Annotated in this window: 26 protein-coding genes; 19 read left to right on the top strand and 7 right to left on the bottom strand. The window is 63.5% G+C overall.

The window, feature by feature from the left end:
- Nucleotide 1: 1 nt before the first annotated feature.
- A complete protein-coding gene (locus tag NKH02_RS23510; RefSeq protein WP_352881812.1) occupies nucleotides 2-823 on the bottom strand; it encodes an enoyl-CoA hydratase in 822 nt (273 codons plus the stop codon).
- Between the two features lie 150 nt (nucleotides 824-973).
- Between NKH02_RS23510 and NKH02_RS23505 the strand changes: the two genes are divergently transcribed.
- The 5 genes from NKH02_RS23505 (at nucleotide 974) to rpsI (ending at nucleotide 3,284) form a co-directional block, all read left to right on the top strand.
- Nucleotides 974-1,423: a PaaI family thioesterase gene (locus NKH02_RS23505; RefSeq protein WP_352870571.1), complete on the top strand. Its 450-nt coding sequence runs from the start codon at nucleotides 974-976 to the stop codon at nucleotides 1,421-1,423.
- Nucleotides 1,424-1,473: 50 nt separating this feature from the next.
- Nucleotides 1,474-1,659: a type II toxin-antitoxin system HicA family toxin gene (locus tag NKH02_RS23500; RefSeq protein WP_352870603.1), complete on the top strand. Its 186-nt coding sequence runs from the start codon at nucleotides 1,474-1,476 to the stop codon at nucleotides 1,657-1,659.
- A 20-nt stretch (nucleotides 1,660-1,679) separates the two neighbouring features.
- The gene (locus NKH02_RS23495) at nucleotides 1,680-2,078 is read left to right on the top strand and encodes a type II toxin-antitoxin system HicB family antitoxin (RefSeq protein WP_352870570.1); all 399 of its coding nucleotides are present in this window, start codon (nucleotides 1,680-1,682) and stop codon (nucleotides 2,076-2,078) included.
- 257 nt (nucleotides 2,079-2,335) lie between these two features.
- Nucleotides 2,336-2,800: a 50S ribosomal protein L13 gene (gene rplM / locus NKH02_RS23490; protein WP_023759853.1), complete on the top strand. Its 465-nt coding sequence runs from the start codon at nucleotides 2,336-2,338 to the stop codon at nucleotides 2,798-2,800.
- 1 nt (nucleotide 2,801) lies between these two features.
- The gene (gene rpsI, locus NKH02_RS23485) at nucleotides 2,802-3,284 is read left to right on the top strand and encodes a 30S ribosomal protein S9 (RefSeq protein WP_352870569.1); all 483 of its coding nucleotides are present in this window, start codon (nucleotides 2,802-2,804) and stop codon (nucleotides 3,282-3,284) included.
- A 222-nt stretch (nucleotides 3,285-3,506) separates the two neighbouring features.
- Here the strand turns inward: rpsI and NKH02_RS23480 are convergent, their stop codons facing one another.
- Complete coding sequence (locus tag NKH02_RS23480; protein ID WP_352881809.1) at nucleotides 3,507-4,406, bottom strand: LysR family transcriptional regulator; 900 nt, start codon at nucleotides 4,404-4,406, stop codon at nucleotides 3,507-3,509.
- Nucleotides 4,407-4,497: 91 nt separating this feature from the next.
- Between NKH02_RS23480 and NKH02_RS23475 the strand changes: the two genes are divergently transcribed.
- Nucleotides 4,498-5,370 carry an aldo/keto reductase family oxidoreductase gene (locus tag NKH02_RS23475; protein ID WP_352870567.1) on the top strand — a complete coding sequence of 291 codons (873 nt, stop codon included), beginning with the start codon at nucleotides 4,498-4,500 and terminating at the stop codon, nucleotides 5,368-5,370.
- 68 nt (nucleotides 5,371-5,438) lie between these two features.
- On the opposite strand, the gene NKH02_RS23470 is transcribed toward NKH02_RS23475, so the two are convergent.
- A complete protein-coding gene (locus NKH02_RS23470) occupies nucleotides 5,439-6,497 on the bottom strand; it encodes a glycerophosphodiester phosphodiesterase family protein (RefSeq protein WP_352870566.1) in 1,059 nt (352 codons plus the stop codon).
- A 244-nt stretch (nucleotides 6,498-6,741) separates the two neighbouring features.
- Between NKH02_RS23470 and speB the strand changes: the two genes are divergently transcribed.
- Genes speB through NKH02_RS23455 form a run of 3 tightly spaced genes read left to right on the top strand, consistent with a single transcriptional unit; the run spans nucleotide 6,742 to nucleotide 8,858 of the window.
- A complete protein-coding gene (speB, locus tag NKH02_RS23465) occupies nucleotides 6,742-7,752 on the top strand; it encodes an agmatinase (RefSeq protein WP_352881806.1) in 1,011 nt (336 codons plus the stop codon).
- A 30-nt stretch (nucleotides 7,753-7,782) separates the two neighbouring features.
- Entirely contained in the window at nucleotides 7,783-8,709 is a 927-nt protein-coding gene (argC, locus tag NKH02_RS23460; protein WP_352881804.1) for an N-acetyl-gamma-glutamyl-phosphate reductase, read from the top strand.
- On the top strand, nucleotides 8,709-8,858 hold the full coding sequence (locus NKH02_RS23455) for a hypothetical protein (RefSeq protein WP_352881801.1): 150 nt from the start codon (nucleotides 8,709-8,711) through the stop codon (nucleotides 8,856-8,858). The genes argC and NKH02_RS23455 overlap by 1 nt, the downstream gene beginning before the upstream one ends.
- 33 nt (nucleotides 8,859-8,891) lie before the next feature.
- On the opposite strand, the gene NKH02_RS23450 is transcribed toward NKH02_RS23455, so the two are convergent.
- Complete coding sequence (locus NKH02_RS23450) at nucleotides 8,892-9,983, bottom strand: COX15/CtaA family protein (RefSeq protein ID WP_352881799.1); 1,092 nt, start codon at nucleotides 9,981-9,983, stop codon at nucleotides 8,892-8,894.
- 198 nt (nucleotides 9,984-10,181) lie between these two features.
- On the opposite strand from NKH02_RS23450, the gene NKH02_RS23445 reads away from it, so the two are divergent.
- On the top strand, nucleotides 10,182-10,397 hold the full coding sequence (locus NKH02_RS23445) for a DUF2842 domain-containing protein (RefSeq protein ID WP_023759866.1): 216 nt from the start codon (nucleotides 10,182-10,184) through the stop codon (nucleotides 10,395-10,397).
- A gap of 16 nt (nucleotides 10,398-10,413) precedes the next feature.
- On the opposite strand, the gene NKH02_RS23440 is transcribed toward NKH02_RS23445, so the two are convergent.
- The gene (locus NKH02_RS23440; protein WP_352881797.1) at nucleotides 10,414-11,472 is read right to left on the bottom strand and encodes a polysaccharide deacetylase family protein; all 1,059 of its coding nucleotides are present in this window, start codon (nucleotides 11,470-11,472) and stop codon (nucleotides 10,414-10,416) included.
- 90 nt (nucleotides 11,473-11,562) lie between these two features.
- Here NKH02_RS23440 and NKH02_RS23435 point away from each other — a divergent pair, with 90 nt between their 5' ends.
- Nucleotides 11,563-12,786, top strand: coding sequence for a GNAT family N-acetyltransferase (locus tag NKH02_RS23435; RefSeq protein WP_352881796.1), 1,224 nt, complete (start codon nucleotides 11,563-11,565; stop codon nucleotides 12,784-12,786).
- A 3-nt stretch (nucleotides 12,787-12,789) separates the two neighbouring features.
- Here the strand turns inward: NKH02_RS23435 and NKH02_RS23430 are convergent, their stop codons facing one another.
- Complete coding sequence (locus NKH02_RS23430) at nucleotides 12,790-13,503, bottom strand: GntR family transcriptional regulator (protein ID WP_352870559.1); 714 nt, start codon at nucleotides 13,501-13,503, stop codon at nucleotides 12,790-12,792.
- Between the two features lie 262 nt (nucleotides 13,504-13,765).
- Between NKH02_RS23430 and NKH02_RS23425 the strand changes: the two genes are divergently transcribed.
- The 6 genes from NKH02_RS23425 (at nucleotide 13,766) to NKH02_RS23400 (ending at nucleotide 19,586) form a co-directional block, all read left to right on the top strand.
- Entirely contained in the window at nucleotides 13,766-14,854 is a 1,089-nt protein-coding gene (locus tag NKH02_RS23425; protein ID WP_352881794.1) for an ABC transporter ATP-binding protein, read from the top strand.
- Nucleotides 14,855-14,887: 33 nt separating this feature from the next.
- Nucleotides 14,888-16,177, top strand: coding sequence for an ABC transporter substrate-binding protein (locus tag NKH02_RS23420; RefSeq protein WP_352881792.1), 1,290 nt, complete (start codon nucleotides 14,888-14,890; stop codon nucleotides 16,175-16,177).
- An 86-nt stretch (nucleotides 16,178-16,263) separates the two neighbouring features.
- Nucleotides 16,264-17,175 carry an ABC transporter permease gene (locus NKH02_RS23415; RefSeq protein WP_352881790.1) on the top strand — a complete coding sequence of 304 codons (912 nt, stop codon included), beginning with the start codon at nucleotides 16,264-16,266 and terminating at the stop codon, nucleotides 17,173-17,175.
- Nucleotide 17,176: 1 nt separating this feature from the next.
- Nucleotides 17,177-17,995 carry an ABC transporter permease gene (locus NKH02_RS23410; RefSeq protein ID WP_352881788.1) on the top strand — a complete coding sequence of 273 codons (819 nt, stop codon included), beginning with the start codon at nucleotides 17,177-17,179 and terminating at the stop codon, nucleotides 17,993-17,995.
- A 2-nt stretch (nucleotides 17,996-17,997) separates the two neighbouring features.
- Nucleotides 17,998-18,744: an aspartate/glutamate racemase family protein gene (locus tag NKH02_RS23405; RefSeq protein ID WP_352870602.1), complete on the top strand. Its 747-nt coding sequence runs from the start codon at nucleotides 17,998-18,000 to the stop codon at nucleotides 18,742-18,744.
- A 5-nt stretch (nucleotides 18,745-18,749) separates the two neighbouring features.
- Entirely contained in the window at nucleotides 18,750-19,586 is an 837-nt protein-coding gene (locus NKH02_RS23400) for a GNAT family N-acetyltransferase (RefSeq protein ID WP_352881786.1), read from the top strand.
- Between the two features lie 50 nt (nucleotides 19,587-19,636).
- On the opposite strand, the gene NKH02_RS23395 is transcribed toward NKH02_RS23400, so the two are convergent.
- Nucleotides 19,637-21,907: a GumC family protein gene (locus NKH02_RS23395; protein WP_352881784.1), complete on the bottom strand. Its 2,271-nt coding sequence runs from the start codon at nucleotides 21,905-21,907 to the stop codon at nucleotides 19,637-19,639.
- A gap of 257 nt (nucleotides 21,908-22,164) precedes the next feature.
- Between NKH02_RS23395 and NKH02_RS23390 the strand changes: the two genes are divergently transcribed.
- Both NKH02_RS23390 and NKH02_RS23385 read left to right on the top strand, forming a co-directional pair.
- Entirely contained in the window at nucleotides 22,165-22,728 is a 564-nt protein-coding gene (locus NKH02_RS23390) for a polysaccharide biosynthesis/export family protein (protein ID WP_352881782.1), read from the top strand.
- Between the two features lie 8 nt (nucleotides 22,729-22,736).
- The gene (locus tag NKH02_RS23385) at nucleotides 22,737-23,867 is read left to right on the top strand and encodes a glycosyltransferase family 4 protein (protein WP_352881779.1); all 1,131 of its coding nucleotides are present in this window, start codon (nucleotides 22,737-22,739) and stop codon (nucleotides 23,865-23,867) included.
- Nucleotides 23,868-23,962 lie beyond the last annotated feature (95 nt).

Here is a 23,962-nt window from a genome sequence, read left to right as displayed (position 1 = left end):
CCTATTCGTCCGCCCACTCCGGCTTGCGCTTGCCGATGAAGGCGCCGATTCCTTCCTCCGCGTCGCGCGCAAGCATGTTCTCGACCATGACGCGGCCGGTATAGGCATAGGCATCCGCCAGCCCCATTTCGGCCTGCGCGTAAAAAGCCTCCTTGCCGGTTTTGACCACCAAAGATGATTTGGAAGCAATGGTTTGCGCATATTTGGTGACAATCTGATTCAGATATTCGCGCGGCACGACGCGGTTGACCAGACCGAACTCCTTGGCGGTCGCCGCATCGATCGTCTCGCCGGTCAACAGCATCTCCATCGCATGCTTGCGCGAAACGTTGCGCGACAGCGCCACCATCGGCGTCGAGCAGAACAGGCCGATGTTGACGCCCGGCGTGCAGAAGGTCGCCTCATGCGATGCGATCGCCAGATCGCAGCTGGCGACCAGTTGCAGCCCGGCGGCGGTGGCTAGGCCATCGACTTCGGCAATCACCGGCAGGGGATGACGCACGATCGCCTGCATGAGCGCGGCACAAGCCGCGAACGTCTCTTCGAAGAAGGCCTTGCCGCGATCGGCATCGGCGCGTCGCGCGGTCATTTCCTTGAGGTCATGGCCGGCGCAGAAAACCTTGCCGGCCGCCGACAAAACGATGACGCGAACGGCCTTGTCGGCCCTGGCGCGCTCGAACTCCGCCGTCAGCGCCGCCATCACCGCCAGCGACAGCGCATTGGCGGGCGGATTGGCGAGGGTCAGGCGCAGCACGCCCTTGTCCAGTTTTGCGGCAACCGGACCGTCGACGGCAGCAGGCTTGATGGCAAGGATTTCGGCCATGGATGAGGTCTCCGCGATTCCGCTCGGGGCAGGCACAGTATCTAATACCGGATCGGGTTTCGTCCAACACCGATCGCTTGCGCCAAGGGAGGAAGGTTGCCAGAAATGCCGTGCGCGCTGATACAGGCATGCACAAAACGAGAGGCCGACATGCCCGCCCATTCCAATCTTAAGCCGGTACTGACCGCACAAAAAGTCAACGCGCTGATGGAGACCGTCTATCCGCAGCTCAACGAGCAGTTCAGATATTACGAGACGATCGACGTGTTCCCGGGCGGCTGTATTGTCCGGCTCAATGCCGGCGAGCGGCATCTGCGTCCCGGCGGCACGGTGTCCGGCCCCTCGCTGTTCACGCTGGCCGACATCGGTGGGTATGTCTGCGTGCTGTCGCATGCCGGACCGGATGCGCTCTCGGTCACCACCAATCTCAACATCAATTTCGTCCGCAAGGCCGAGGCCGGGCCGATCGATGGCCACTGCCGCATCCTGAAGCTGGGAAAGAGCCTGATGGTGTTCGACATCGACATCGTCGCCGGCCCGGACGGACACACGATCGCGCACGCCATGGGCACCTATTCGATCCCGCCGAAGCGATCCTGAAGATTGAATTTTCCTTCGATGTGTATATATATGCGCATAGGTGACTTTTGCTGGAACGTGACAGCCGTAAGATCGTAAAGCGTCTCAGGGAGGAGGGGTTCGAGCTGATTTCCGTGCGCGGCTCGCACCACAAATTCCGGAAGGGCGGGATCGTGTTGATTGTTCCGCATCCCGAGAAAGATCTGCCAACCGGCACTGCTCGCGCGATCGCCAAGCAAGCTGGTTGGATCAAATAGGCTGACGCCCGGAGACCGCAATGAAGAACTATTTCGCCTTGGTCGACAAAGACCCCGATAGCGCTTTCGGCATCCGCTTTCCCGACATTCCCGGCTGCTTTTCGGCTGCGGACGCGGCGGAAGACATCTTGCCCAATGCCGTTGAAGCCTTGCAATTGTGGGCGGAGGATATGCCCGTTCCCGAACCGTCCAGCCACGAAGCGATTGTCGCCCGCCCCGATATACGCAACGCGCTTGCCGAAGGCGGTTACTTGGTCTCGGTGCCGCTCATCGACAATGACAGCGCGGTCGTCCGGGCGAACGTCACTTTCGAGCGCGGTGTTTTGCGGGCGATCGACGCCGCCGCCCGTGAGCGCGGCATTACACGATCAGCCTTCCTTTCCAGCGCCGCTCGGAGGGAAATCGAGGCAAAGCACTGAGACTGCCCCAGACAAGCGGTCGCAGATCGGTGTGGTAAAATAATACCTTTTTCCCAAGCCTTTGTTTTTGCTGCGCTTTGCCTGGTATTCTCCTTTTCACGTGCCTTGACGCCACAACCACCCTCGCCTATAAGCCCTCACGAAGCAGCGGCCCGCAAAGGCCGCCGTTTTGTTATTGGCGGCGGGCAAGCGCTTTTCGCCAATCCAAGCAACAAGAAACGCCTTCCCCGTGAAGGTCAGAACCGAGAGCAGAAAACATGACAACCTTTTCGCAGAAGCCTGCGGATGTGGTGAAGAAGTGGATCCTGATCGACGCCGAAGGTCTCGTCGTCGGTCGTCTGGCCACTGTCATCGCCAATCATCTTCGCGGCAAGCACAAGCCGACCTTCACCCCGCATGTCGACGACGGCGACAACGTCATCGTCATCAATGCCGACAAGGTGGTGTTCACCGGCAAGAAGTTCACCGACAAGGTCTATTACTGGCACACCGGCCACCCCGGCGGCATCAAGGAGCGCACCGCGCGCCAGCTGCTCGAGGGTCGTTTTCCCGAGCGTGTCGTGGAGAAGGCCGTTGAGCGCATGGTGCCGCGTGGCCCGCTTGGCCGTCGCCAGATGAAGAACCTGCGCGTCTATGCAGGTGCCGAGCATCCGCATGTCGCCCAGCAGCCCCAGGTTCTCGACGTGGCCAAGCTGAATTCCAAGAACAAGAAGGTCGCATAAGATGGCTGAGCTTTCCTCGCTCGCAGAATTGGGCACCGCCACCGGCAACACCAATACGCAGCCGGCCGCCCCCGTCCACGTCCAGAAGCTCGACAAGTCGGGCCGCGCCTATGCCACCGGCAAGCGCAAGAACGCCATCGCGCGTGTCTGGGTGAAGCCCGGCTCGGGCAAGATCATCGTCAACGACAAGGAATTCGCGACCTATTTCGCGCGCCCGGTCCTGCAGATGATCCTCAACCAGCCGATCATCGCCTCGAACCGTTCGGGCCAGTACGACATCGTCGCCACTGTCGTCGGCGGCGGCCTCTCCGGCCAGGCCGGCGCCGTGCGCCACGGCATCTCCAAGGCGCTGACCTACTACGAGCCGACGCTGCGCGCCGTGCTCAAGAAGGGTGGCTTCCTGACCCGCGACAGCCGCGTCGTCGAGCGCAAGAAGTACGGCAAGGCGAAAGCCCGTCGCAGCTTCCAGTTCTCGAAGCGCTAAGCCACCGCCGCTTCAGACAATCGAAAGGCCGCCTCCGGGCGGCCTTTTGCCGTTGGGGCTCGGCAGTCACCCCACCCGCGCCTTCGGCGCGACCTCGCCATCAAGGGGAGGTAGAAGAGCGCGGCGCTATAGCTCCCCTCGATGGGACCTCGATGGGGAGGTCGGCGCGTAGCGCCGGGGCGGGGTGATGGCGCGGGCGCAGGTCATGCCTGGCGCCAGCTCTCAGGTTCTGCCGCCCTTGATGAAATCGATGAACGCTCGTAGCGGGGCCGGCACCAGGCGCCGACCGGGATAATACAGAAACGGTCCGGGAAAACTCGGCCACCACGGTTCGAGAATGGGCTCAAGCGCGCCGCTGTCGAAGTAAGGGCGAAGCCAGCCCTCGAAGAGGCCGATGACGCCGGTGCCGGCGATGGCCGCATCGACGGCAAGATCGGTCGCCCCGCCGATCCGCACGATCAATGGCCCCGTCGGATCGACCCGGACCACCTCACCGTCGCGCTCGAATTCCCAAGGCAGCATCGCACCGCTGGCAAAGCGGCCGCGCACGCAAGAATGGCTGAGCAGATCGCTCGGGTGTTCGGGCCGCCCATGGCGATCGAGATAGGCAGGGCTGGCGGCGGTGGCGAAATGCTGCACGCGCGGCCCGATCGGCACCGCGATCATGTCCTGCTCCAGCCGCTCGTCGTAACGGATGCCGGCGTCGCACCCGGCCGCGAGTACGTCGACAAAGTTCTCGTCGGCGATCACCTCCAGCCGGATGCCGGGATAGGCGGCGAGGAAATCCGGCACGATGTCGGGCAATATCAGCCGCGCCGCGCTCACCGGCACGTTGAGCCGCAACGAGCCCGCCGGCCTGTCGCGAAACCCGTTCACCACGTCCAGCGCCGCCTCGACCTCCGACAGCGCCGGGCCGAGCCGTTCCAGCAGGCTGAGGCCCGCCTCGGTCGGGACAACGCTGCGCGTCGTGCGGTTGAACAGCCTGACACCGAGCTGTGTCTCGAGGCGACGCACCGCCTCGCTCAAACCGCGGGCGCCGCCGCCGCGGGCCCGCGCGCCGGCGGGCACGCGGCCGGCGCGCGCCACCGCCACGAAGGCGTTCAGATCACTGAGGTCCATCATTGTTCGCAATTCCGCACAGCCCGTGTGGATAGTAGCCGATTATCATAGGATTGAGCAGGGCCTATCTCTGCCTCCTCAAAGGAGATCAATCATGTCCAACATTCAACAGGCCGGCACCTTCACCCTTGGCAGCCACACCGTAAAGCGGCTCGGCTATGGCGCCATGCAGCTCGCCGGACCCGGCGTGTTCGGGCCGCCGAAGGACCATGACGCGGCATTGGCCGTGCTACGCGACGCCGTGGCGCAAGGGGTCGATCATATCGATACCAGCGACTTCTACGGTCCGCACGTCACCAACCTTCTGATCCGTGAGGCGCTATCACCCTACCCTGACGATCTGGTCATCGTCACCAAGATCGGCGCCCGCCGCGGCACGGATGGATCGTGGTTGCCGGCCTTCTCTCCCCAAGCGTTGTCCCAGGCGGTGCATGACAATCTAAGCAATCTCGGGCTCGAAGTGCTGGATGTGGTCAATTTGCGCATCATGTTCGACCCCCACGGTCCCGCCGAAGGATCGATCGAAGCGCCGCTCACCGTGCTGGCCGAGCTTCAACAAAAGGGGCTTGTCAGGCATATCGGACTGAGCAACGTGACGGCTGCGCAAATCGAGGAAGGACGTAGGATCGCCGAGATCGTCTGCGTGCAGAACCAGTACAATCTGGCGCATCGCGACGACGATGCCTTGATCGATGATCTTGCCCGCGACGGTATCGCCTATGTGCCGTTCTTTCCGCTCGGCGGCTTCAACCCGCTGCAGTCTTCGACGCTGTCCGATGTGGCGAAGCGCCTCGGCGCCACCCCGATGCAGGTCGCGCTCGCCTGGCTGCTGCACCGCGCGCCCAATATCCTGCTGATCCCCGGTACATCGTCTGTCGGGCATCTCAGGGAGAACCTCGCTGCTGCCGAACTGATGCTTTCGGACGACGTGCTCAGGAAATTGGATGGCATAGCGATGGCTGCTTGAGGGCGGGCGACCCACTGGGGAGCAAGGCCTTCCTGTTAGGGCTCGGCAGTCACCCGGCGCCAGCGTTCCTAATTGATACTTGCCGTATTCGCCGGCTCAACCGGCCGCGCCTTGTCGGCATAGGGAACACGAAAACCGTTGACCGCCAGCCAGTCGATGGCTGCCTTCGGTTCGTCGGTCTGGATGATGGTGGCGCCGCGATCGGCCCAAAAACCCCAGCTTTCGCGCGGCAGGCTGGCCTGCACAGCCAGTTCGTCGCCGCGGCCGCCGGCCAGGAAGCCGCCCGGCTTGTTGACGATGGCGTAGGTATCGGCCCAGATGTGCCAATTGCCCCTCGCCGCGGCCGCGCGCATGCGCGTGCTGAACAGCGGTCCGCCGGCCTCGGTCAGCGTCTCGGCGCCCGCCCGCCAGTTGATCAACTCGATCGCGCGCGGTGAGAAGGCGTGGTCGACCGTCTCGGCGAAACCGGCATCGTGCACCGCGTCATCGGCGATGATCGGCATGAACTGGAAGCCGCCGCCGATGGCGCCCATGGCGGCCTTGACCGTTGAAATCCGGGTGGAGTTCCACAGGTTCTCCTTGACGATGACCTGCTCGGCCATGCCGAGATCGCGAGCGACCGCGATCATGCCCGAGAGATCGCCAACGTCGAGCTTGTTATCCAGGTTGATGAGGATCCTGTCTCGGGTCGCCATCAGCATCTCGCGCAACGTCGAAACCGTTTCATCGGTGACGACGCCGGTGCCCTCGACCACCAGCCGGCAGGTCTTCAGTTCGGCCAGCGTGCGCTTGACCACCTCGCCCTTGCAGGTCGTGGTGCGGTCAAGCCAGCTGTCATGCATGACGACGAACTCGCCATCCTTCGAGCGCCTGATGTCGACCTCGACGATCTCCGCGCCCATGGCGATCGAGCCTTCCACGGCGGCAATCGAATTTTCCGCATAGAGCGTCTTGCCGGCCTGCATGCTGCCGGCGCGATGCGCGGCCACCATCACGTGGTCGCGCCACTGGTTGGCATGCTCGAAGCGGTCGAGTATCTGTCTGGCGCGGGTCTCGCCGGCCAAGGCCTGGCCAGCGGCGGCCGCAAGTGCCGCGGAAAACAAAAGGCTCAGCCAGAGGGTCCGCATCGAGAATCGCTCCTTGCCGGATCGAAACCCGGATAGGCGATGCCCGTGACATCTCGGTGAACGAAGCCGGCTAGCGGAACGCGTCAGATGCGTTTCGAGAGCCGGCGGAACCAAGCCATGGCCGGCATCTCAATGAGGCGCCACGTGCACTCGCGCAGCACCATTCCGTCTCGCCAAGCTGTGACTGGCATCTTCCGTGCCGCTTCTGTAGTTGTTGCACCCCGATGAAAAACGAGGATCCGTAATGGCGAACAACAACATCGACAACGCCTTCACCGCCCGTTCCAAGACGGGCGCCGCGTTCGAGCCGACCTATTCCGGCGCGCTGTCGTTCATGCGGCGCAAATACACCAAGGACGTGAAGGGCGCGGACGCGGTGGTGTGGGGCATTCCTTTCGACGCCGCCGTCACCAACCGGCCCGGCGCCCGTTTCGGGCCGCAGGCGATTCGCCGCGCCTCGGCGATCCTCGACAACGACCCGCAATATCCGTTTTCACGCGATCTGTTCGAGCATCTGGCGGTCGTCGACTATGGCGATTGCCTGCTCGACTTCGGTAACCACCAGAAGACGCCCGGTACGATCGAACGCGAAGCGGCGAAGATCCTCAAATCAGGGGCCTTCCTGCTGACGCTCGGCGGCGACCATTTCGTCACTTGGCCGCTGCTCAAGGCGCATGCCGCCATCCATGGCCCGCTCGCCCTGGTGCAGTTCGATGCCCACCAGGACACCTGGCCGGACGACGGCAAGCGCATCGACCATGGCTCCTTCGTCGGCCGCGCCGTCAAGGAAGGCATCATCGATCCCGACCGCTCGATCCAGATCGGCATCCGCACGCATGCGCCCGACACGTTCGGCATCAAGATCCTCTACGGCCATGAAATCGAGGAGATGCGGGCGTCCGATATCGCCTACGCCATCGTCGACCGCACCGGTGGCAAGAAGACGTACCTCACCTTCGACATCGACTGCCTCGATCCGGCCTATGCGCCAGGAACGGGCACGCCGGTTGCCGGCGGGCCGTCGTCGGCGAAGATCCTGTCGACGCTGCGCCAGCTCACCCAAATCGATATTGTCGGCGCCGATGTCGTAGAGGTTGCGCCGGCCTATGATCACGCCGATATAACAGCGATCGCCGGTTCGATGGTGGCCATGCAGTATCTCGGCCTGCTGGCGGAGCGGAAGGCCCGGCTTGAAGAGCTGAACAACAACGGCAGCCACAACGGTGCCGCAGTGAATCAAGGTCAGGACATATAGTCTTGAAATATCAGGGAATTTGATCGATCCATGAAACCGAAAATCTTCATCGACGGCGAACACGGCACCACCGGTCTGCAGATCCGGGCGCTGCTTGCCGAGCGCGGCGACCTGGAGATCATCTCCATTCCGACCGAGCGCCGCAAGGAAACAGCCGCGCGTGCCGAGTTCCTCAATGCCGCCGATGTCGCGATCCTGTGCCTGCCCGACGATGCGGCGAAGGAAAGCGTCTCGCTGATCGCCAACGACACCACCAAGGTCATCGATGCGTCGACCGCGCATCGCGTGGCGGAAGGCTGGGCATATGGTTTCGCCGAGATGGACAAGACGCAGGCGAAGACAATTGCCTCGGCAAAGCGCGTCGCCAACCCCGGCTGCTGGCCGCAGGGACCGATCGCCACGCTGCGGCCGCTGATCACCGCCGGCCTGCTGCCGGCCGATTTCCCGATCACCGTCAACGGCATTTCGGGCTATTCGGGCGGCGGACGGCCGATGATCGAGGACTATGTCGCCAAGGGCGAGGACGCCTCGGAATTCCTGCCCTATGGCCTCACCTTGCAGCACAAGCACGTGCCGGAACTCAGGGCCTATGCCAGGCTGTCGCATGATCCGATCATGCAGCCGGCGGTCGGCAATTTCGCGCAAGGCATGATCACGGTCGTGCCATTGCAGCTCGGCGGCCTCGACCATGTGCCGACGGGTGCGGAGCTGCATGCGGCGATCTCCGACCATTTCGCCGCCATCAAGGGCGGCGTGGTCGAGGTGGCGCCCTATGTGCACCTGGAGCGCATGCCGGAGATCGATCCGGAGATCTACAACGGCACCAACCGGATGAAGGTCTATGTCTTCGCCAACGACAAACGGGCGCAAGCCCTGCTGCTGGCGGTCTATGACAATCTCGGCAAGGGTGCCTCGGGTGCCGCCGTCCAGAACATGGACCTGATGCTCAGCCTCTGATGGACGCGCCGGCATTTCCAATGCGCTGGAAAGTCAGCGCGCCCGAACTCATTGCCGAGACGGCCACGGCATGCTGCTCGTTTGAACATGTCGTCTTCTCGACGTCGAATTCCGCCTGCCGCAACGCCGCGGCGGACGGTGCGGATTGAATTCTGGATTTTGACTGGCCGATCGGCTTGGGATCAGCTCCTGAGCGCGATTTCGTGCGGCAAGGGATAGGCACCCTTGGTGCCGCGCCAATGCGCTGATGCAAAGCCCAACACGATGAGCGCAAACCCCTGATGGGTCAGCGCCATATGCAGCGGCACATGCAGCAGCAGCGTGCCGATGCCGATCGAGGCCTGCACCAGCACCAGCAGAAACAGCAACGTCGCACGGCGGGCATGGGTTGAGCCTGGCAGCCTCCGGCGCGTGGCGATCACGTGCCACAGGGCCACGATGAACACCGTGTAGGCACCGAGCCGATGGACGAACTGCACCGTCTTCGGACTCTCGAAGAAGTTGCGCCATGCCGGCTCGAGGATCAGCAGATCGCCCGGGATGATCTTGCCGTCCATCAGCGGCCAGGTGTTGTAGCTCAAGCCCGCGTCGAGCCCGGCGACCAGCCCGCCGAGATAGATCTGGATCAGCGCCAGAAGCACCAGAAAACCGGCCAGCCTCTGCGTCGACCGGTCGGCCGCGGGTTCGGAATGCGGCGCCAGCCCGCGCGCCACGACCATGGTCGCAGTGAAGATCAGCGCCGCGAGTGTCAGATGGGTGGCCAGACGGTACTGGCTGACGGAGACCCGGTCGATCAGTCCCGAGGCCACCATCCACCAGCCGATGGCGCCCTGCAGGCCGATAAGCAGGAGGATGCCGGCGAGTTTCGGCCCCAGGCCACGCTCTATGCGGCGCGTTGCCCAGAAAAACAGCAGCGGCAAGGCAAAGACCAGGCCGACGCCGCGCGCCAGGATGCGGTGCGCCCACTCCCACCAGAAGATCGACTTGAACGCCTCGATGCTCATGCCCTTGTTGAGCTCGGCATATTGCGGGATCTGCTGGTAGAGCTGGAATTCCTCTTGCCACTCGGCGTCGTTGAGCGGCGGTATGACGCCATGGATCGGCTTCCACTGCGTGATCGACAGGCCGGCATCGGTCAGCCTGGTGGCGCCGCCGACCAGCACAAGCGCAAACAGCATCACCACCACCACATAGAGCCAGCCGCGCAGCAGCGCCCGATTGTGGAGGTCGCGGTCGCGGGCCACAAATGGCGCGGCAGCTGGTATGGCAGCCATGGTCTTGTCCCGGCAGGTTGGTTTGGCGGATTGGTGGACCATCGCTCTCGTGCTGGCAAGGCCATGCGGCGCGGCACGCCGTCGCGCGCCGCGTCTCACCGGTTGCACAGCTTCGCGCCAAGGCCTATGCGAGGCCAACACTCAGAGGTTGCCCGGTCCCTTGTCCGAGTTGCCGGCATCCTCGACAGGAGACCAATCATGCCCCTGCGCCTGAAAAAGCTGATCGGAATGTTTCTGCTGATTGCGCTGGTCATCATCTATGCGCTGGTCGCATCGATCTTCGCGGTCGCCCAGCTGTCGGAGTCGGGCCCGTGGGTGCATTTCCTGTTCTTCCTGCTCAGCGGCCTGCTCTGGGTGCTGCCGGCGATGGGCATCATCAAATGGCTGATGCTGGAGCCGCGGGCCAAGCGCTAGGCGGAACCCGTCACCGTCAGATGGTAACGAGCATCTTCCCTGCATTGGCGAGCGGCGTCGTCACGCCCGACAGCATGGTACGGATGTGGGCAAGGCTCTGGTAGCGGCCATTGACTGAAATGCGCGGTAAGGCATGCAGGAACCCGGCATGTTCGGCGCGCAGCACGCCGTGGCGCGTCGTCACGGCGGAGGTGTAGCCGGCGTCGCGGGCAAAGCCGACTTCCCGGCAGCCCACAGCACTTGCATAGCCATAGGGGTAGGCGAAATGGCCGGGCTTTTCGCCCAGTTCGGCCTGCAACATGCCGCGCACGGCGCCGGTCTCATGCCGCGCATCATCTTCTGAAAGCCGCTTCAGATTGCTGTGACTGATCGTATGGGCGCCGATCGTCACCAGCGGATGCGCGGCGATGCTGCGGATTTCGTCCCAGTTCATCAATGTCCGCAAGCGCGGACCGTCGGCGTCAACACCATTTGAGCGAGCCAGGTCGCGCAGCACCGCTTGCAGATCCTCCTCGCGGACTTCGGAGGTGAGATAGGCGTGCAGGCGTGCATTGGCTTGCAGTTTCTTCGCGGGGGTCGAGCAATCGATCGTCAGGGGACCGTTCGGCCCGGTCAGCGCCAAGATATTCCGCGCGTTGACGATGTCCTCGACCACATCCCACCACAAATCGGCGGTGCCGTTGATCAGTCCGGGCGCGACATAGATGGTGATCGGCGCACCGTGCTTCTCCAGCACTGGCAGCGCCTCGGTCATGTTGTCGCGATAGGCGTCGTCGGCGGTGATGGTTGCGAACTGGCCACCCTTGCCGCCTGCCTTGATGCGCTCAACGGCTTCGTCCATGGAGACAAAGGCATAGCCATGCGCCTTCATGTCGGCGATCATGGCATCGAGGAAACCGGGCGCGATGTTGAGATGCCGGTTGACGCTGTGCGGCTTTTCCGGCGTCGCGGTGACGCGGTGCAGCATCAGGATGGCACCAATGCCGCCGATGAACGGCTTGGCCAGCGGTGCGAGACCGGTATAGCGGGCGACGTTCAGCGCCAGTTTCCGGATTGCCTCCCCGCCGTCGATCATTCATTCACCTTTTGCGCCTAGGCTGATCCAAGCACGGAATGCGCCTGCGCGAACCCCAAATCGCGATCAATACGCCCTAAGGATTGAGGTATGGTTGACGCTTCAGCGTCATTTGACGGCAATCGGCTTGCGGCGACCGAGGCGTCGTCGCGCGCCTTGCCACGGGAACATGCCGGCCTGTCGATTTCAGTGGTGTCCGCGGACGGGCTCGCGGCCTATGCCGAGTTCTGCCGCTCGGCCCTGTTCGCACCGGCGCAGAGTGCTGCCTGGGTCTTGAACTGGGCCGCCGAGGCCGGAACGGATCTGCTCGTCACCACGCTGAGCGCCGAAGGCAGGCCGGTTTTTTCGCTGGCGCTGGAAGTCACCGCCAGCGGTCCGTTCCGCGTCGCCCGCTTCATGGGAGGCCGCCACGCCAATGGCAACTTCGTCGCCGGCGATGCGGACTGGCTGGCCAGGGCGGATATCCCGGCCGTCCGATCGATGCTGGCGGCTATCGCCAAGGCACGCCCGGACATCGATCTCGTCGCACTGGAACGATTGCTGCCCGATCTCGACGGCGTCGCCAATCCCCTCGCCTCGCTTGACCATTTTGCCAGCCCCAATCTGTCGCTGGCCGTCGACCTTGCCGGCGGCTTCGATGCGCTGCTTTCTCGCGCCAGCGGCAAACGCAAGCGCAAGAAGCACCGTTCTCAGATCCGCAAGTTCGAGGCCGTCGGCAGCCATCGGCGCATCGAGGCGCGCACGGCGGACGAGGTGACCAGGCTGCTCGACGCCTTTTTCGAGATGAAGGAATTCCGCTTCCGCAAGATGGGCATCACCAACGTCTTCGGCGGCGAGCAGGTGCGCGGCTTCTTCCGCGCGCTGTTCGTGCAAGCGCTTGCCGAGGACAAACCTTCCTTCGTGCTGCACGGGCTCGAGGTTGCCGGCAAGCTGCGCGCCATCACTGGATCGAGTCGCTCGGGCAAGCGCCTGATCTGCGAGTTCGGCGCAATCACCGAGGACGATCTCGGTCACGCCAGCCCCGGCGATTTCCTGTTCTTCGACAACATCCAGGAAGCCTGCGAGAGCGGTTTCGAGGTCTATGATTTCTCCGTCGGCGACGAGCCATACAAGCGGCTGTGGTGCGATATCGAAACCCAGCATTTCGAGGTACTGGTCCCCTTGACTACGAAGGGCCGCGTGCTGTCGCTGGCGCTCAGGCAGGGCGCGCGGCTGAAAGCCTTCATCAAGAACAGCCCGACGATCTGGAAGCTGACCAAGATGCTGCGCCGCAAGGCGGTGGGACAAGCAGTGCCTGCCGAGGACGAAAGCTAGCTCTCAAAAATTGAGGGCTTCCCTCAGAGCCGGGCCGGCCCTGACGCGCAAATCCAGATCGGCCTCGATATGATCGATGTGGTGCAGCATCAGCCGGCTCGCCCGCCCGCAATCGCCGCTCTCCAGCGCGCCGACAATTTCCGTGTGTTCGCTGTGCCCACAGGCCGATATGCCAGACCGCCCGTAAAGCGCGATGACCAATGACGAGCGCGCCACCAGTTCCTCCATGAAGCGCTGCAGGATGGCATTGCCGGCGACGGCGGCGAGCAGCAAGTGGAAATCGCCCGATGCCTTGATTTCGGAACGCCGCGCGGTCGGGCCGCGCTCAGCGATGAAGCGGCCCTCCTCGTCGAGCTGCGCCTTGAATGCGGCAATGTCGGTAGCGGTGACACGGCCGCAGGCGGCGATGGCAATGCCCGGTTCGATCAGCCGGCGCGAGGCGAACAGTTGGCGCGCCTCCTCCGGCGATGGGTTGGCGACGAAGGCGCCACGATTGCGCTCGGTGCGCACCAGCCCTTCGAAGGACAGCATCTGCAGCGCCGCGCGTGCCACGGTACGGGAGACGTCGAACAGTGTGCCGACCTCGCCTTCCGACAGCTTGGTGCCCGGCGCCAGCCGGCGGTCGACGATGGCGTCGCGCAACTGGTCGCGGATCGCCCGGGCACGATCCTGCGTGGCGCTGTCGGTGGCGGAATAGATCTGGTCGGCAATGTTCATGGCGGGAATTCTTTCCGTCCCCTTCTAACGCGACTCTTGACGCCTGCACGAGAGGCAAAGTGGACACGAAGGCAAAAAAGATTGCATACGATTTGGGTAGAGATCGCCGACAATCGCCCATAATTTGTGCAATGCACAAACAGCCCGCCTGATAGGCGCCGCCCAAAAATCCTGATTTTCCCGACGATTCAAGTGCTTGGCCAGTCATCTCGCGATTGGCACGCATGATGCTTTGGTTAATGCGACCAAATGGGGAAGCCTGATGTCCAAAGCCGCCGAAATCGACATTGTGTCCGTTTCGAAAGTCTATGGAACGACGACCGCCGTCGAGGGCATCAGCCTCAAGATCCCGGCCGGCACCTACTGCTGCCTGCTTGGCCCTTCTGGCTGCGGCAAAACCTCGACGCTGCGCATGATCGCCGGCCATGAGAGCATTTCCAGCGGCGATGTCCGCCTCGGCAATGTGGTGGTGACGGACTTGCCGCCGGCCAAGCGCGGCACGGCGATGATGTTCCAGTCCTATGCGCTGTTCCCGCATCTCGACCTGATCGACAATGTCGCCTTCAGCCTGAAGATGAAGGGCGTCGACAAGGAAAAGCGTCGTGCCAAGGCGCTCGACATGCTGAAGCTGATGCAGATGGAGGCCTATGCGACGCGCCGGCCCGCGCAGCTTTCCGGCGGCCAACAGCAGCGCGTAGCACTCGCCCGCGCATTGATCACCGATCCAGAGGCGCTGTTGCTCGACGAGCCGCTTTCCGCGCTCGACCCGTTCCTGAAGATCCGCATGCGGGCCGAGCTGAAGAAGCTGCAGGCGTCACTCGGCATCACCTTCGTCCACGTCACCCACAGCCAGGAGGAGGCGATGGCGCTCGCCGACCTGATCGTGGTGATGAATGACGGCCGCATCGAACAGGCAGCGGCGCCGCGCGACGTGTTCGAGCGGCCGGCCACCGCCTTCGTCGCGCGCTTCATGGGCGACCACAATGTCATCTCCGGCCGGGTCACCGGTGAACGCGACGCCATGGTCGCCTTCGACGTGAATGGCGGCGGCTCGCTTGCCGCCAGTGGCCAGCCACAGGACGTGGGAGCGCCGATCGACATCGCCATCCGCACCGACCATGTGCGCATCGGCGAGGCACCCTCGCCCGGCCTCGGCTTCACCGGCATCGTCTCCAACATCGAATATCGCGGCGCCACGGTGAAGCTGTCGGTCACCGGCGCCGGCATCGACGATTTCACCGTCATCATCGACGATTCCGACTTCTTCGCCAAACCCGTCGCCGTTGGCAACGCCGTACCGGTCGCCTGGGATTCCGAGGATGCCATCGTCCTCGGCCGCCTGCATTCATGACGTCAACCAAGCAAAACAAGATAGGGGAATAGGATGACAAAAACTACGCAAACCAAGGCGGGTATTTCGCGCCGCTCGCTGCTGAAGACGGGTGCCGCTGCCGTCGGTCTTGCCGCCGGCTCTGGTGCCATATCAGGCTTTCCGACCATCTGGGCGCAATCCAACATCACGCTGCGCCAGTTCGGCACCGGCGTGTCGAACCTCAACGCCATCGCCGACAAGTGCAAGGCCGATCTCGGCATCACGCTCGAGATGACGGCGACAGATTCCGACGCCGCTGCCCAGCGCGCCGTGACCCAGCCCGACAGTTACGACATCGCCGACATCGAATACTGGATCTGCAAGAAGGTGTTCCCGAGCGGCGTCCTGCAGCCGATGGATGTCAGCAAACTGAAGTACTATGACGAACTGGTGCCGCTGTTCAAAACCGGCAAGCTGACGCCCGACAGCGTCATCGCGCAGGGCACGGCGCCGCACACAGTCGGTTATGTCGACGCGCAGGACTCAAAGACCTTCGCCAAGGCACCGACCAACTGGTTCACCATGGTGCCGACTATCTACAACGCCGACACGCTGGGCATCCGCCCCGACCTTGTCGGCCGCGACATCACCACCTGGGCCGACATCATGGACCCGGCCTTCAAGGGCAAGACCGCGATTCTCAACATCCCCTCCATCGGCATCATGGACGCGGCGATGATCATGGAAGCCACGGGCAACATCAAATATGCCGACAAGGGCAACATGACCAAGGAGGAGATCGACAAGACGATCGACTTCCTGATCAAGGCCAAGCAGGCCGGCCAGTTCCGCGCCTTCTGGAAGTCCTTCGACGAGAGCGTCAATTTGATGGCGTCGGGCGAAGTTGTCATCCAGTCGATGTGGTCACCGGCCGTCGCCGCCGTGCGCTCCAAGGGCATCGCCTGCCGCTTCCAGCCGCTCAAGGAAGGCTACCGCTCATGGGGTGGCGGCCTCGGTCTTGCCGCCCATCTCAAGGGCGCCGAGCTCGACGCTGCCTACGAATACATCAACTGGTACACGTCGGGCTGGGTCGGCGGCTATCTCAACCGCCAAGGCTATTACTCGGCCAACATGGTCTCGGCCAAGAAGTTCATGACCGAGGACGAGTGGGGCTACTGGATCGAAGGCAAGCCGGCCAAGGGCGACATCAAGGCACCGGACGGCACGGTCATGGAGAAGGCCGGCGCGGTGCGCGACGGCGGCTCGTTCGAGGAGCGCATGGGCAAGGTCGCCTGCTGGAACTCGGTCATGGACGAGGACCGCTATATGGTGAAGCGCTGGAACGAGTTCATCGCGGCGTAAGGAACAAGCGCCCCTTCTCTACCCCTTCTCCCCTTGCGGGAGAAGGGAACGCGGCTCAGCCGCATCGCGAAGAACCGAGAGCATTAATGACAGTCGCGATCGAACGTCCCGCAATCGCCGCCGCGAAACAAGTCCGACAACGACGCTTCTCCGTCAGCGCCGTCACGCCCTACCTCCAGTCGGCGCCTCTGGCGCTGATCCTTGGTGCGTTCCTGCTCCTGCCCATCATCATGATCGTCGTCGTGTCCTTCTGGGATTACGACTTCGCCGCCATGTATCCGGATTTCCTGACCACAAACTATTCCGATGTTCTGGGCTCGTGGGTTACCTGGAAGACCTATCTCAATACCATCAAATTCGCCGCCATCGTCTGGGCGCTGACCTTGTTCATCGGCTTCTGGGTCGCCTATTTCCTGGCCTTCCACATCCGCACCACGGCCATGCAGATGGTGCTGTTCCTGGTCTGCACCGTGCCTTTCCTGACCTCCAACATCATCCGCATGATCTCGTGGATTCCCGTGCTCGGCCGCAACGGGCTGATCAACTCGACGTTGGTGCATCTGGGGCTGGTGCCGAAACCGATCGAATGGCTGCTCTATTCGGAATTCGCGGTCGTGCTCGCCATGGTCCATCTCTACACGCTGTTCATGGTGACGCCGATCTTCAACACGCTGATGCGCATCGACCGCTCGCTGGTCGAGGCCGCGCGCGACGCGGGCGCCTCCGGCTGGCAGGTGCTGTGGAACGTCATCATTCCACTGGCCAAGCCGGGCATGGCGATCGGCACCATCTTCGTCGTCACGCTCGTCATGGCCGACTTCTCCACCGTGCAGGTGATGTCGGGCGGCCAGAGCGCTTCCGTCGCGCTGATGATGAAGAACCAGATGTCGCTGCTGCAATATCCGGCCGCCGCGGCCAATGCGGTGGTGCTGCTCGTGCTGGTGCTTTTGATGGTCGCCGGCATCCTGCGCGTCGTCGACATCCGCAAGGAGCTCTGACGTGAGCCACGAAAAACGCACTGTCGGTTTCTACGTGCTGGCGGTTTTCTTCACGCTGTTCGTGCTGTTCCTCTACGGCCCGCTGTCGGCGATCCTGATCCTGTCCTTCCAGGGCGAGACCGGTGGCCTCACCTTCCCGCTTAACGGCGTGTCGCTGCACTGGTTCGCCAATCTGTTCGAGCGCCAGGCCGTCGGCGACTTCGGCGGCAGCTTCAAGCGCTCGCTGGTGCTGGGCGTCATGGTGATGATCGTCACCGTCCTGGTGTCACTGCTGGCAGGCCTCGCCTTCCGCCAGAAATTTCGCGGCGCCACAGCGCTGTTCTACCTGGCTGTCGCCAGCCTCGTCGTGCCCTCGATCATCATTTCACTGGGCATCGGCGTGGTCTTCCAGCAGATCGGCTTTCGTCCGGCCTGGTACACGTCCGCCTTCGGCGCGCATCTGACCTGGACCTTGCCGTTCGGCGTACTGATCATGTTCGCCGTCTTCAACCGCTTCTCGCCGGCCTATGAGGAGGCCGCACGCGACCTCGGCGCCACCTCCTGGCAGACCTTCGCCCATGTTGTGCTGCCGATGATCGCGCCGAGCCTGATCGGCGTCGGCCTGTTCGGCTTCACGCTGTCCTACGACGAGTTCGCGCGTACGCTGATGACCTCAGGCACCTTCAACACGCTGCCGCTCGAGATCTACGGCATGACCACCAATGTCACGACGCCTGTCCTCTACGCGCTGGGCACGGTGACCACGGTGTTTTCGTTCCTGGTGATCTTGGCAACGTTGGGCGCCATCCTCTATGTCGGCCGCCGCCGGGCGAGCGCGTGACCGTGCAGATACTGGTGGTAAACCCAAACACGACGGCGAGCATGACCGAGACCATCGCGGCCGCCGCACGCGCCGTCGCCGGCGCCTGGACGGAAGTGGTTGCCGTCACCTCGTCCATGGGACCGGTATCGATCGAAGGCTATTATGACGAGGCACTGGCCGTGCCGGGCCTGCTGATGGAGATCGCCGCCGGCGAGCGTGCCGGCGCGCAGGCGGCCATCATCGCCTGTTTCGACGACACCGGCCTTGATGCGGCACGCGCCATGGCCGGTATCCCCGTTATCGGCATCTGCGAGGCGGCGCTTTCCATCGCTGCTTTCATTGCCCAGCGCTTCACCGTGGTGACAACCACCGAACGCTCGCTTGTACCTGTCGAGGGGCTGGTGCATCGCTACGGCATGGCGGGACGCGTCCGCGTGCGCGCCGCGGACATCCCCGTGCTTGCGCTGGAGGACCCGGCATCCGGCGCGGTCGGAAAACTGCGCGACGAAATCGCCCGAGCCATCGGAGAGGATCGCGCCGAGGCCATTGTGCTCGGCTGCGCCGGTATGGCCGACCTTGCACACCGGCTGCAAGCGGAGTTCCAACTGCCGGTCATCGACGGCGTCGGCGCAGCACTCAAGCAGGCCGAGGCGCTGATCTCGCTCGGCCTGTCGACATCGAAGCGCGGAGCCTATGCAAGCCCGCTGGCCAAGCCCTATCGTGGTGTGCTGAAATCCTTCTCACCCGGAATAGCCGCCGCGGAGTGAGCGCCATGAAGCCGACCGTCCGGACACTGTCGCTGCAGGAGCTGGCTGTTCTCGTCGACTGGGCGGCCGCGGAAGGCTGGAATCCTGGCCTTGAAGACGCGGCGATGTTCCAGGCCGCGGACCCTGAAGGCTTCATCGGCGCCTTTGTAGGCAACGAAATGGTCGCGGCAATCTCGGCGGTGGCCTATGGAAGCGAGTTCGGATTCATTGGCCTCTACATCTGCCGGCCGGACATGCGCGGCAAAGGCTACGCAAAGGCGGTGTGGAACGCCGGAATAACGAGACTTGCCGGCCGCACAATCGGCCTCGACGGCGTCGCCGAGCAGCAGGCGAATTACCGGCGCAAGGGCTTCAGCCCGACCTACGAGACCATCCGCTATAGCGGCCGCAAGGCAGGCCCATCGGGCAGAGCCGACGGACTGAGGACGGTGAAGACTGAGCTCGTGCCCGACATCATCGCCTATGACGCGCATTGCTTTCCCGCGCCCCGACGTGCCTTTCTGCAGCGCTGGCTGCGGCCGCCACATCACGGGCTGGCGGCGATCAGTTCACGCGGCATCAACGGCTATGGCGTGGCGCGCCGGTGTCGATCCGGCTTCAAGATCGGCCCGCTGTTTGCCGACGACATGGAAATCGCTCTGCGATTGCTGGACGGACTGGCTGGTGCCTGCGAGGGCGGCGACCTGAGCGTCGACGTTCCAGCCACCAAACTGGACTTCATTGCAGCGCTCGATGCGGCCGGCTTTGCGCCGACCTTCACCACCACCCGCATGTACAAGGGCCCAGCCCCGAAGCTTGGGCCGCAGCGGTTGTTCGGCGTAACGACCCTGGAACTGGGATAGAAATCAGACGGGCCTCTGAACAGGTCTCCGCCAAACGATCCAAGGCTCGCTCAGGCGGCGGCGGTGCGCCGTCCCGGCACCGGATTGCCGGGCGGTTCGTGGCCGAGCGGCGTCACCAGCGTCACGTCGGGATAGCCGCTTTCGATCAGCCTGACCGCGGCCTTTGTTACTTCGTCGTCCGGCTCCAGCATGGAGAGAAAGACCTCGGTGGCATCGCCGGTCAGACGGCTGATGCCCTGCGCGTCGGCTGGTCCGCACTCGACCACGACCAGATCATAGGCGGTTGTCAGCGACTGCATGATGATCGGCAGACGGTCGGCGGCTCGCATGGCGCGGACCGGATCGGCGGTGCCGACGGGAATGACGTGACAGTCCGAGTAGAGATCGGCGTGGATGACGTCGCTGAACTGCGCTTCCGAAGCGAGCAGGTTGGTGATGCCGGGGAAAAGGCCGCTGTCCAGCATCGGCCGCGAGGCGGCTCCCGAAGCGGTGAGGTCCAGCAATAGGACGCGCAGGCCGGCGTCGGCGACCTCGCGTGCCACCAGGACCGCGGATGCGGCGGCCTCGTCGCCCTCTGGCGACACGAATATGGCGCGCGCGGCACCGCTGGCGATCAGCTTTTCGGCAGCCTTCTCGACGTCGATCTCGCCCAGCGTCGAACGCACCGGTTCGGGCTCGACAGCCGTCTGCTCGGCTGCCGCTGCCTCGGCCATTGCGACCATATCGGGCGCTTCGGCCCTATAGGGCATCGCGGCCGTGTAGGGCTCGGCCTCCGCTTCAGCCGGACGTTCCGCCATCTCCTGGCGAGCGACGGTATCCTGGCGGACTGAGGGCTCATGGCGGACAACCGGCATCGCGACCGCCGCTTGCGCTACATGGGGCATCGCGACCTCATCGATCCGCTCGAAGCGGGAACCGGTGGCCGGACGCATCGCACGGCCGGAAAACAGCTCCCGCAGAAGCGTCACGATGGCCATGATCAGCAGCGATGCGGCGAAAGCGGCGCCAACGATCGGACCGACCTTCGGGAAATAAGCCTCGGAGGGAACCGAAGCCTTCGAGGCGATCCGCGCGTCGACCGGCAGATAATTGCGATCCTGGCGCGAGGCCGCTTCGCGGTAGTTGGTCAGATACAACTCGAGCTGCTGCCGTTTGGCGGTGGCATCGCGCTGCAGCGCATCGAGATCGACCTGCTGTTCCCCGGCCTGAGCCGACGCGGCCTTCAATGTGTTGACGTCGGCGACAAGCTGATTCTCGCGGGCCTTTGCCGTCTCGGCCTGCATCAACAGGCCCTTCATGACCTTTTGCGCCTCGCCGCGGATCTGCGCATCGAGATCGGCCAGTTGCGATTTCAGCGCGCGGATGCGTGGATGATTGCCAAGCAATGTCGTCGACAGATCGGCGATGTTGGTGCGCAGTTCGACCTGGCGCTCGCGCAGGCGCTGGATCAGGTCCGATGACAAAACCTCCGGCACGGCGTCCAGCGAACCGCCATTCTGCAGCGCCCTGCGCACACCGTCAGCGGTCGCTTCGGCCGCGGCGCGGTTGGCGCGCACTTTCGACAGTTCGCTCGACAGTTCCGAGAGCTGCTGGGTGGCCAGCACCGAATTGTTACCACCCATCAGAAGATCGGATTGTGAGCGGTAGGCGGCGACCTTGGCCTCGGCATCCTTGACCTGCTTCGACAGGTCGGCGATCTCCGGCGCCAGAAAATCGGCGGCGGCATTGTTCGATTCGAGCTTGGCGGCCCCTTGCCCCGCTATATAGGCGGCGGCAATGGCGTCTGGTATGGCGGCCGCGAGCCTTGGATCTTCCGATGAGAACTCAATGGCGATGATGCGGGTCTTCTCGACGCCATAGACGTTGAGCTTCTCGTGCATTTTCTTGAGGACCCGCTCTTCCGCCGGAATCTCCATCGGATCGCTTTTCAAGCCGACGAGGACCAAAGCGCGGCTCAACGGCGACATATAGAGCGCGTCGTCGAACTCGGGCAATTTTGCCAGGCCAAGCTTTTGCGCGACCTGCTTGAGGATTTCGTTGGAGGAAATTATCTGGACCTGGGTGGCGACGCCCTGTTCGTCGAGAATAGGCTTGTCGGTATCATTGTTGTTGCTGGCCGGCCGCGTATACACGGATTCACGCGGAGCGATTTCCACCTGCGTCTCGGCCTTGTAGTGCCGGGTTGCCAGCGAGGCAAAGGCGAAAGCCGCGCCGGTCACCAACACCGCGACGACGAGAATGCGCAGCCAACTCCTCGCCAGGCTGCCGAAGAGCTGGCTGAGATCGACGTCGACATCTGCGGCCGCGGACTGAACGGACATGCATCCCTACTCCGATACTGGGTCAGCACGCACCGTAAACAACTATGGTAACTCAGCCGTTAAGATCGCGGTAAGTTTCCATTAGGGTTTACTGGCGGGCGATAAACAAAACCGCCAGAAATCGTAAAACTCTTGCCGATGCGCCGTCCGTCGGCCGCCCCCTTTACCGGCCATTAACCCTAACAGGATGATAACGGACCTCGATCCCTAGAGTTGCTGCGACGTTGCGGCGACCAGTCGAAGGTACCTATCCGGTCATGAAAAGCACTGCTTCCCTGTTTCGCGCGCTGCTTGCCGTATCGATGCTCGCCGGCTGTTCCAGCTACCGGCCGACGCCGGCAGCCTTCCATGAGGTGCTCGATCAGCCCTATCGTCTTGGCGCCGGCGACCGCGTCCGCGTCACCGTGTTCGAGCAGGACGGCCTGACCAACAGCTACAGCGTCGACCAATCCGGCTACCTCTCCTTCCCGCTTGTCGGCGCCATTCCGGCGCGCGGCCACACCGCACAGCAGATGGAAAAGCAAATCGCCGACAAATTGCGGCAAGGCTATCTGCGCGATCCAGACGTTTCGGTCGAGATCGACCGCTACCGGCCGATCTTCGTCATGGGCGAAGTGGGTGCGGCCGGCCAATATTCCTATGTCCCCGGCCTGACGGTGCAGAAGGCCATCGCCATTGCCGGTGGTTTCTCGCCGCGTGCCAACCAGGAAAGCGTCGACATCACCCGCGACATCAACGGCAAGGTGATGACCGGCCGTGTGGTCACCTCCGACCCGCTGCTGCCCGGCGATACCGTCTACGTCCGCGAACGCCTGTTCTGACGAACCACGTGGCGGACACACTCAGGATCGTCCACTGCTTTCGCTCACCCGTCGGGGGAATATTCCGGCATGTGCGCGACCTGACCGAGGCGCAGGTAGCCGCCGGGCATTCCGTCGGCATCGTTTGCGATTCGACGACGGGCGGCGCGTTCGAGGAGCGTCTGTTCGAGCAGATGAAGGACATGCTGGCGCTCGGCATCCACCGCACGCCGATGCAGCGCCATGTCGGCCCGGGCGACCTTGCCTCGGCCTGGCGCACTTACAGGATCATCAAGGAATTGCGGCCGGACGTATTGCACGGGCACGGCGCCAAGGGTGGCGCCTATGCCCGTCTGTTCGGCTCATTGTTGCGGGTATCAAGGTCTCGCGTAGCCCGCCTTTATTCGCCGCATGGCGGCTCTCTCCACTATGACGAGAACACGACCACCGGAAAGCTGTTCTTCGCGCTCGAGCGCTTCATGGCTCGCTTCACCGACTGCCTGCTGTTTGTCTCCGACTATGAACGGCAAACCTACCGCAGGAAGGTCGGCGAACCGCCCATTCCCAACACCCTGGTCTATAACGGCCTGCGCGCCACCGAATTCGAGCCGGTGATCGCCGAGCCAGACGCAGCCGATCTGCTCTATATCGGCATGATGCGCGACCTGAAGGGGCCGGACATCTTCATCGATGCACTGGCGCTGGCCGGCCCCCAGTTCGGCCGCGCGCTGACCGCGGTCATGGTCGGCGACGGCGACGACCTGCCGCGTTACCACGTGCGAGTGAAACGCCTCGGGCTCGAGCGCCATGTCCGCTTCCTGCCGCCGATGCCGGCCAGGGAGGCCTTTGCACTGGCGGCGCTCGTCATCGTTCCCTCGCGCGCCGAAGCCATGCCCTATATCGTCCTGGAAACGCTAGCCGCGGGAAAGCCGATGATCGCCACCGCGGTCGGCGGCATTCCGGAGATCTTCGGCACCGGTTCCCCTGCCCTGATCCGGCCCGACCCGGTCGAGCTTGCCGACAAGATGAGCCAGGCGCTGGCCGACCCCGCTGCCTATAGCGACCTGATGCCCGATGGCGCCGACCTCAAGGCGCGCTTCGGCGCCGATGTGATGGCCGCCAACATCGAGAAGGCCTACTTCGCCGCGCTCGACAGATAGCCGCAAGGCCAAGCCGTTTCAAAGCCACGGGTTGTTTCAAGGGTTTCTTAGCTCTCTTTTGCTATTCACCGAAGGGAAGCTTGCGGAAAGCCCCC

The sequence above is a fragment of the Mesorhizobium sp. M1396 genome, assembly GCF_040317725.1.
In the GTDB taxonomy this organism is placed as follows: domain Bacteria; phylum Pseudomonadota; class Alphaproteobacteria; order Rhizobiales; family Rhizobiaceae; genus Mesorhizobium.
The sequence above is the reverse complement of the archived record's forward strand: the minus strand, read 5'-3'. Positions and strand labels throughout refer to the sequence as shown.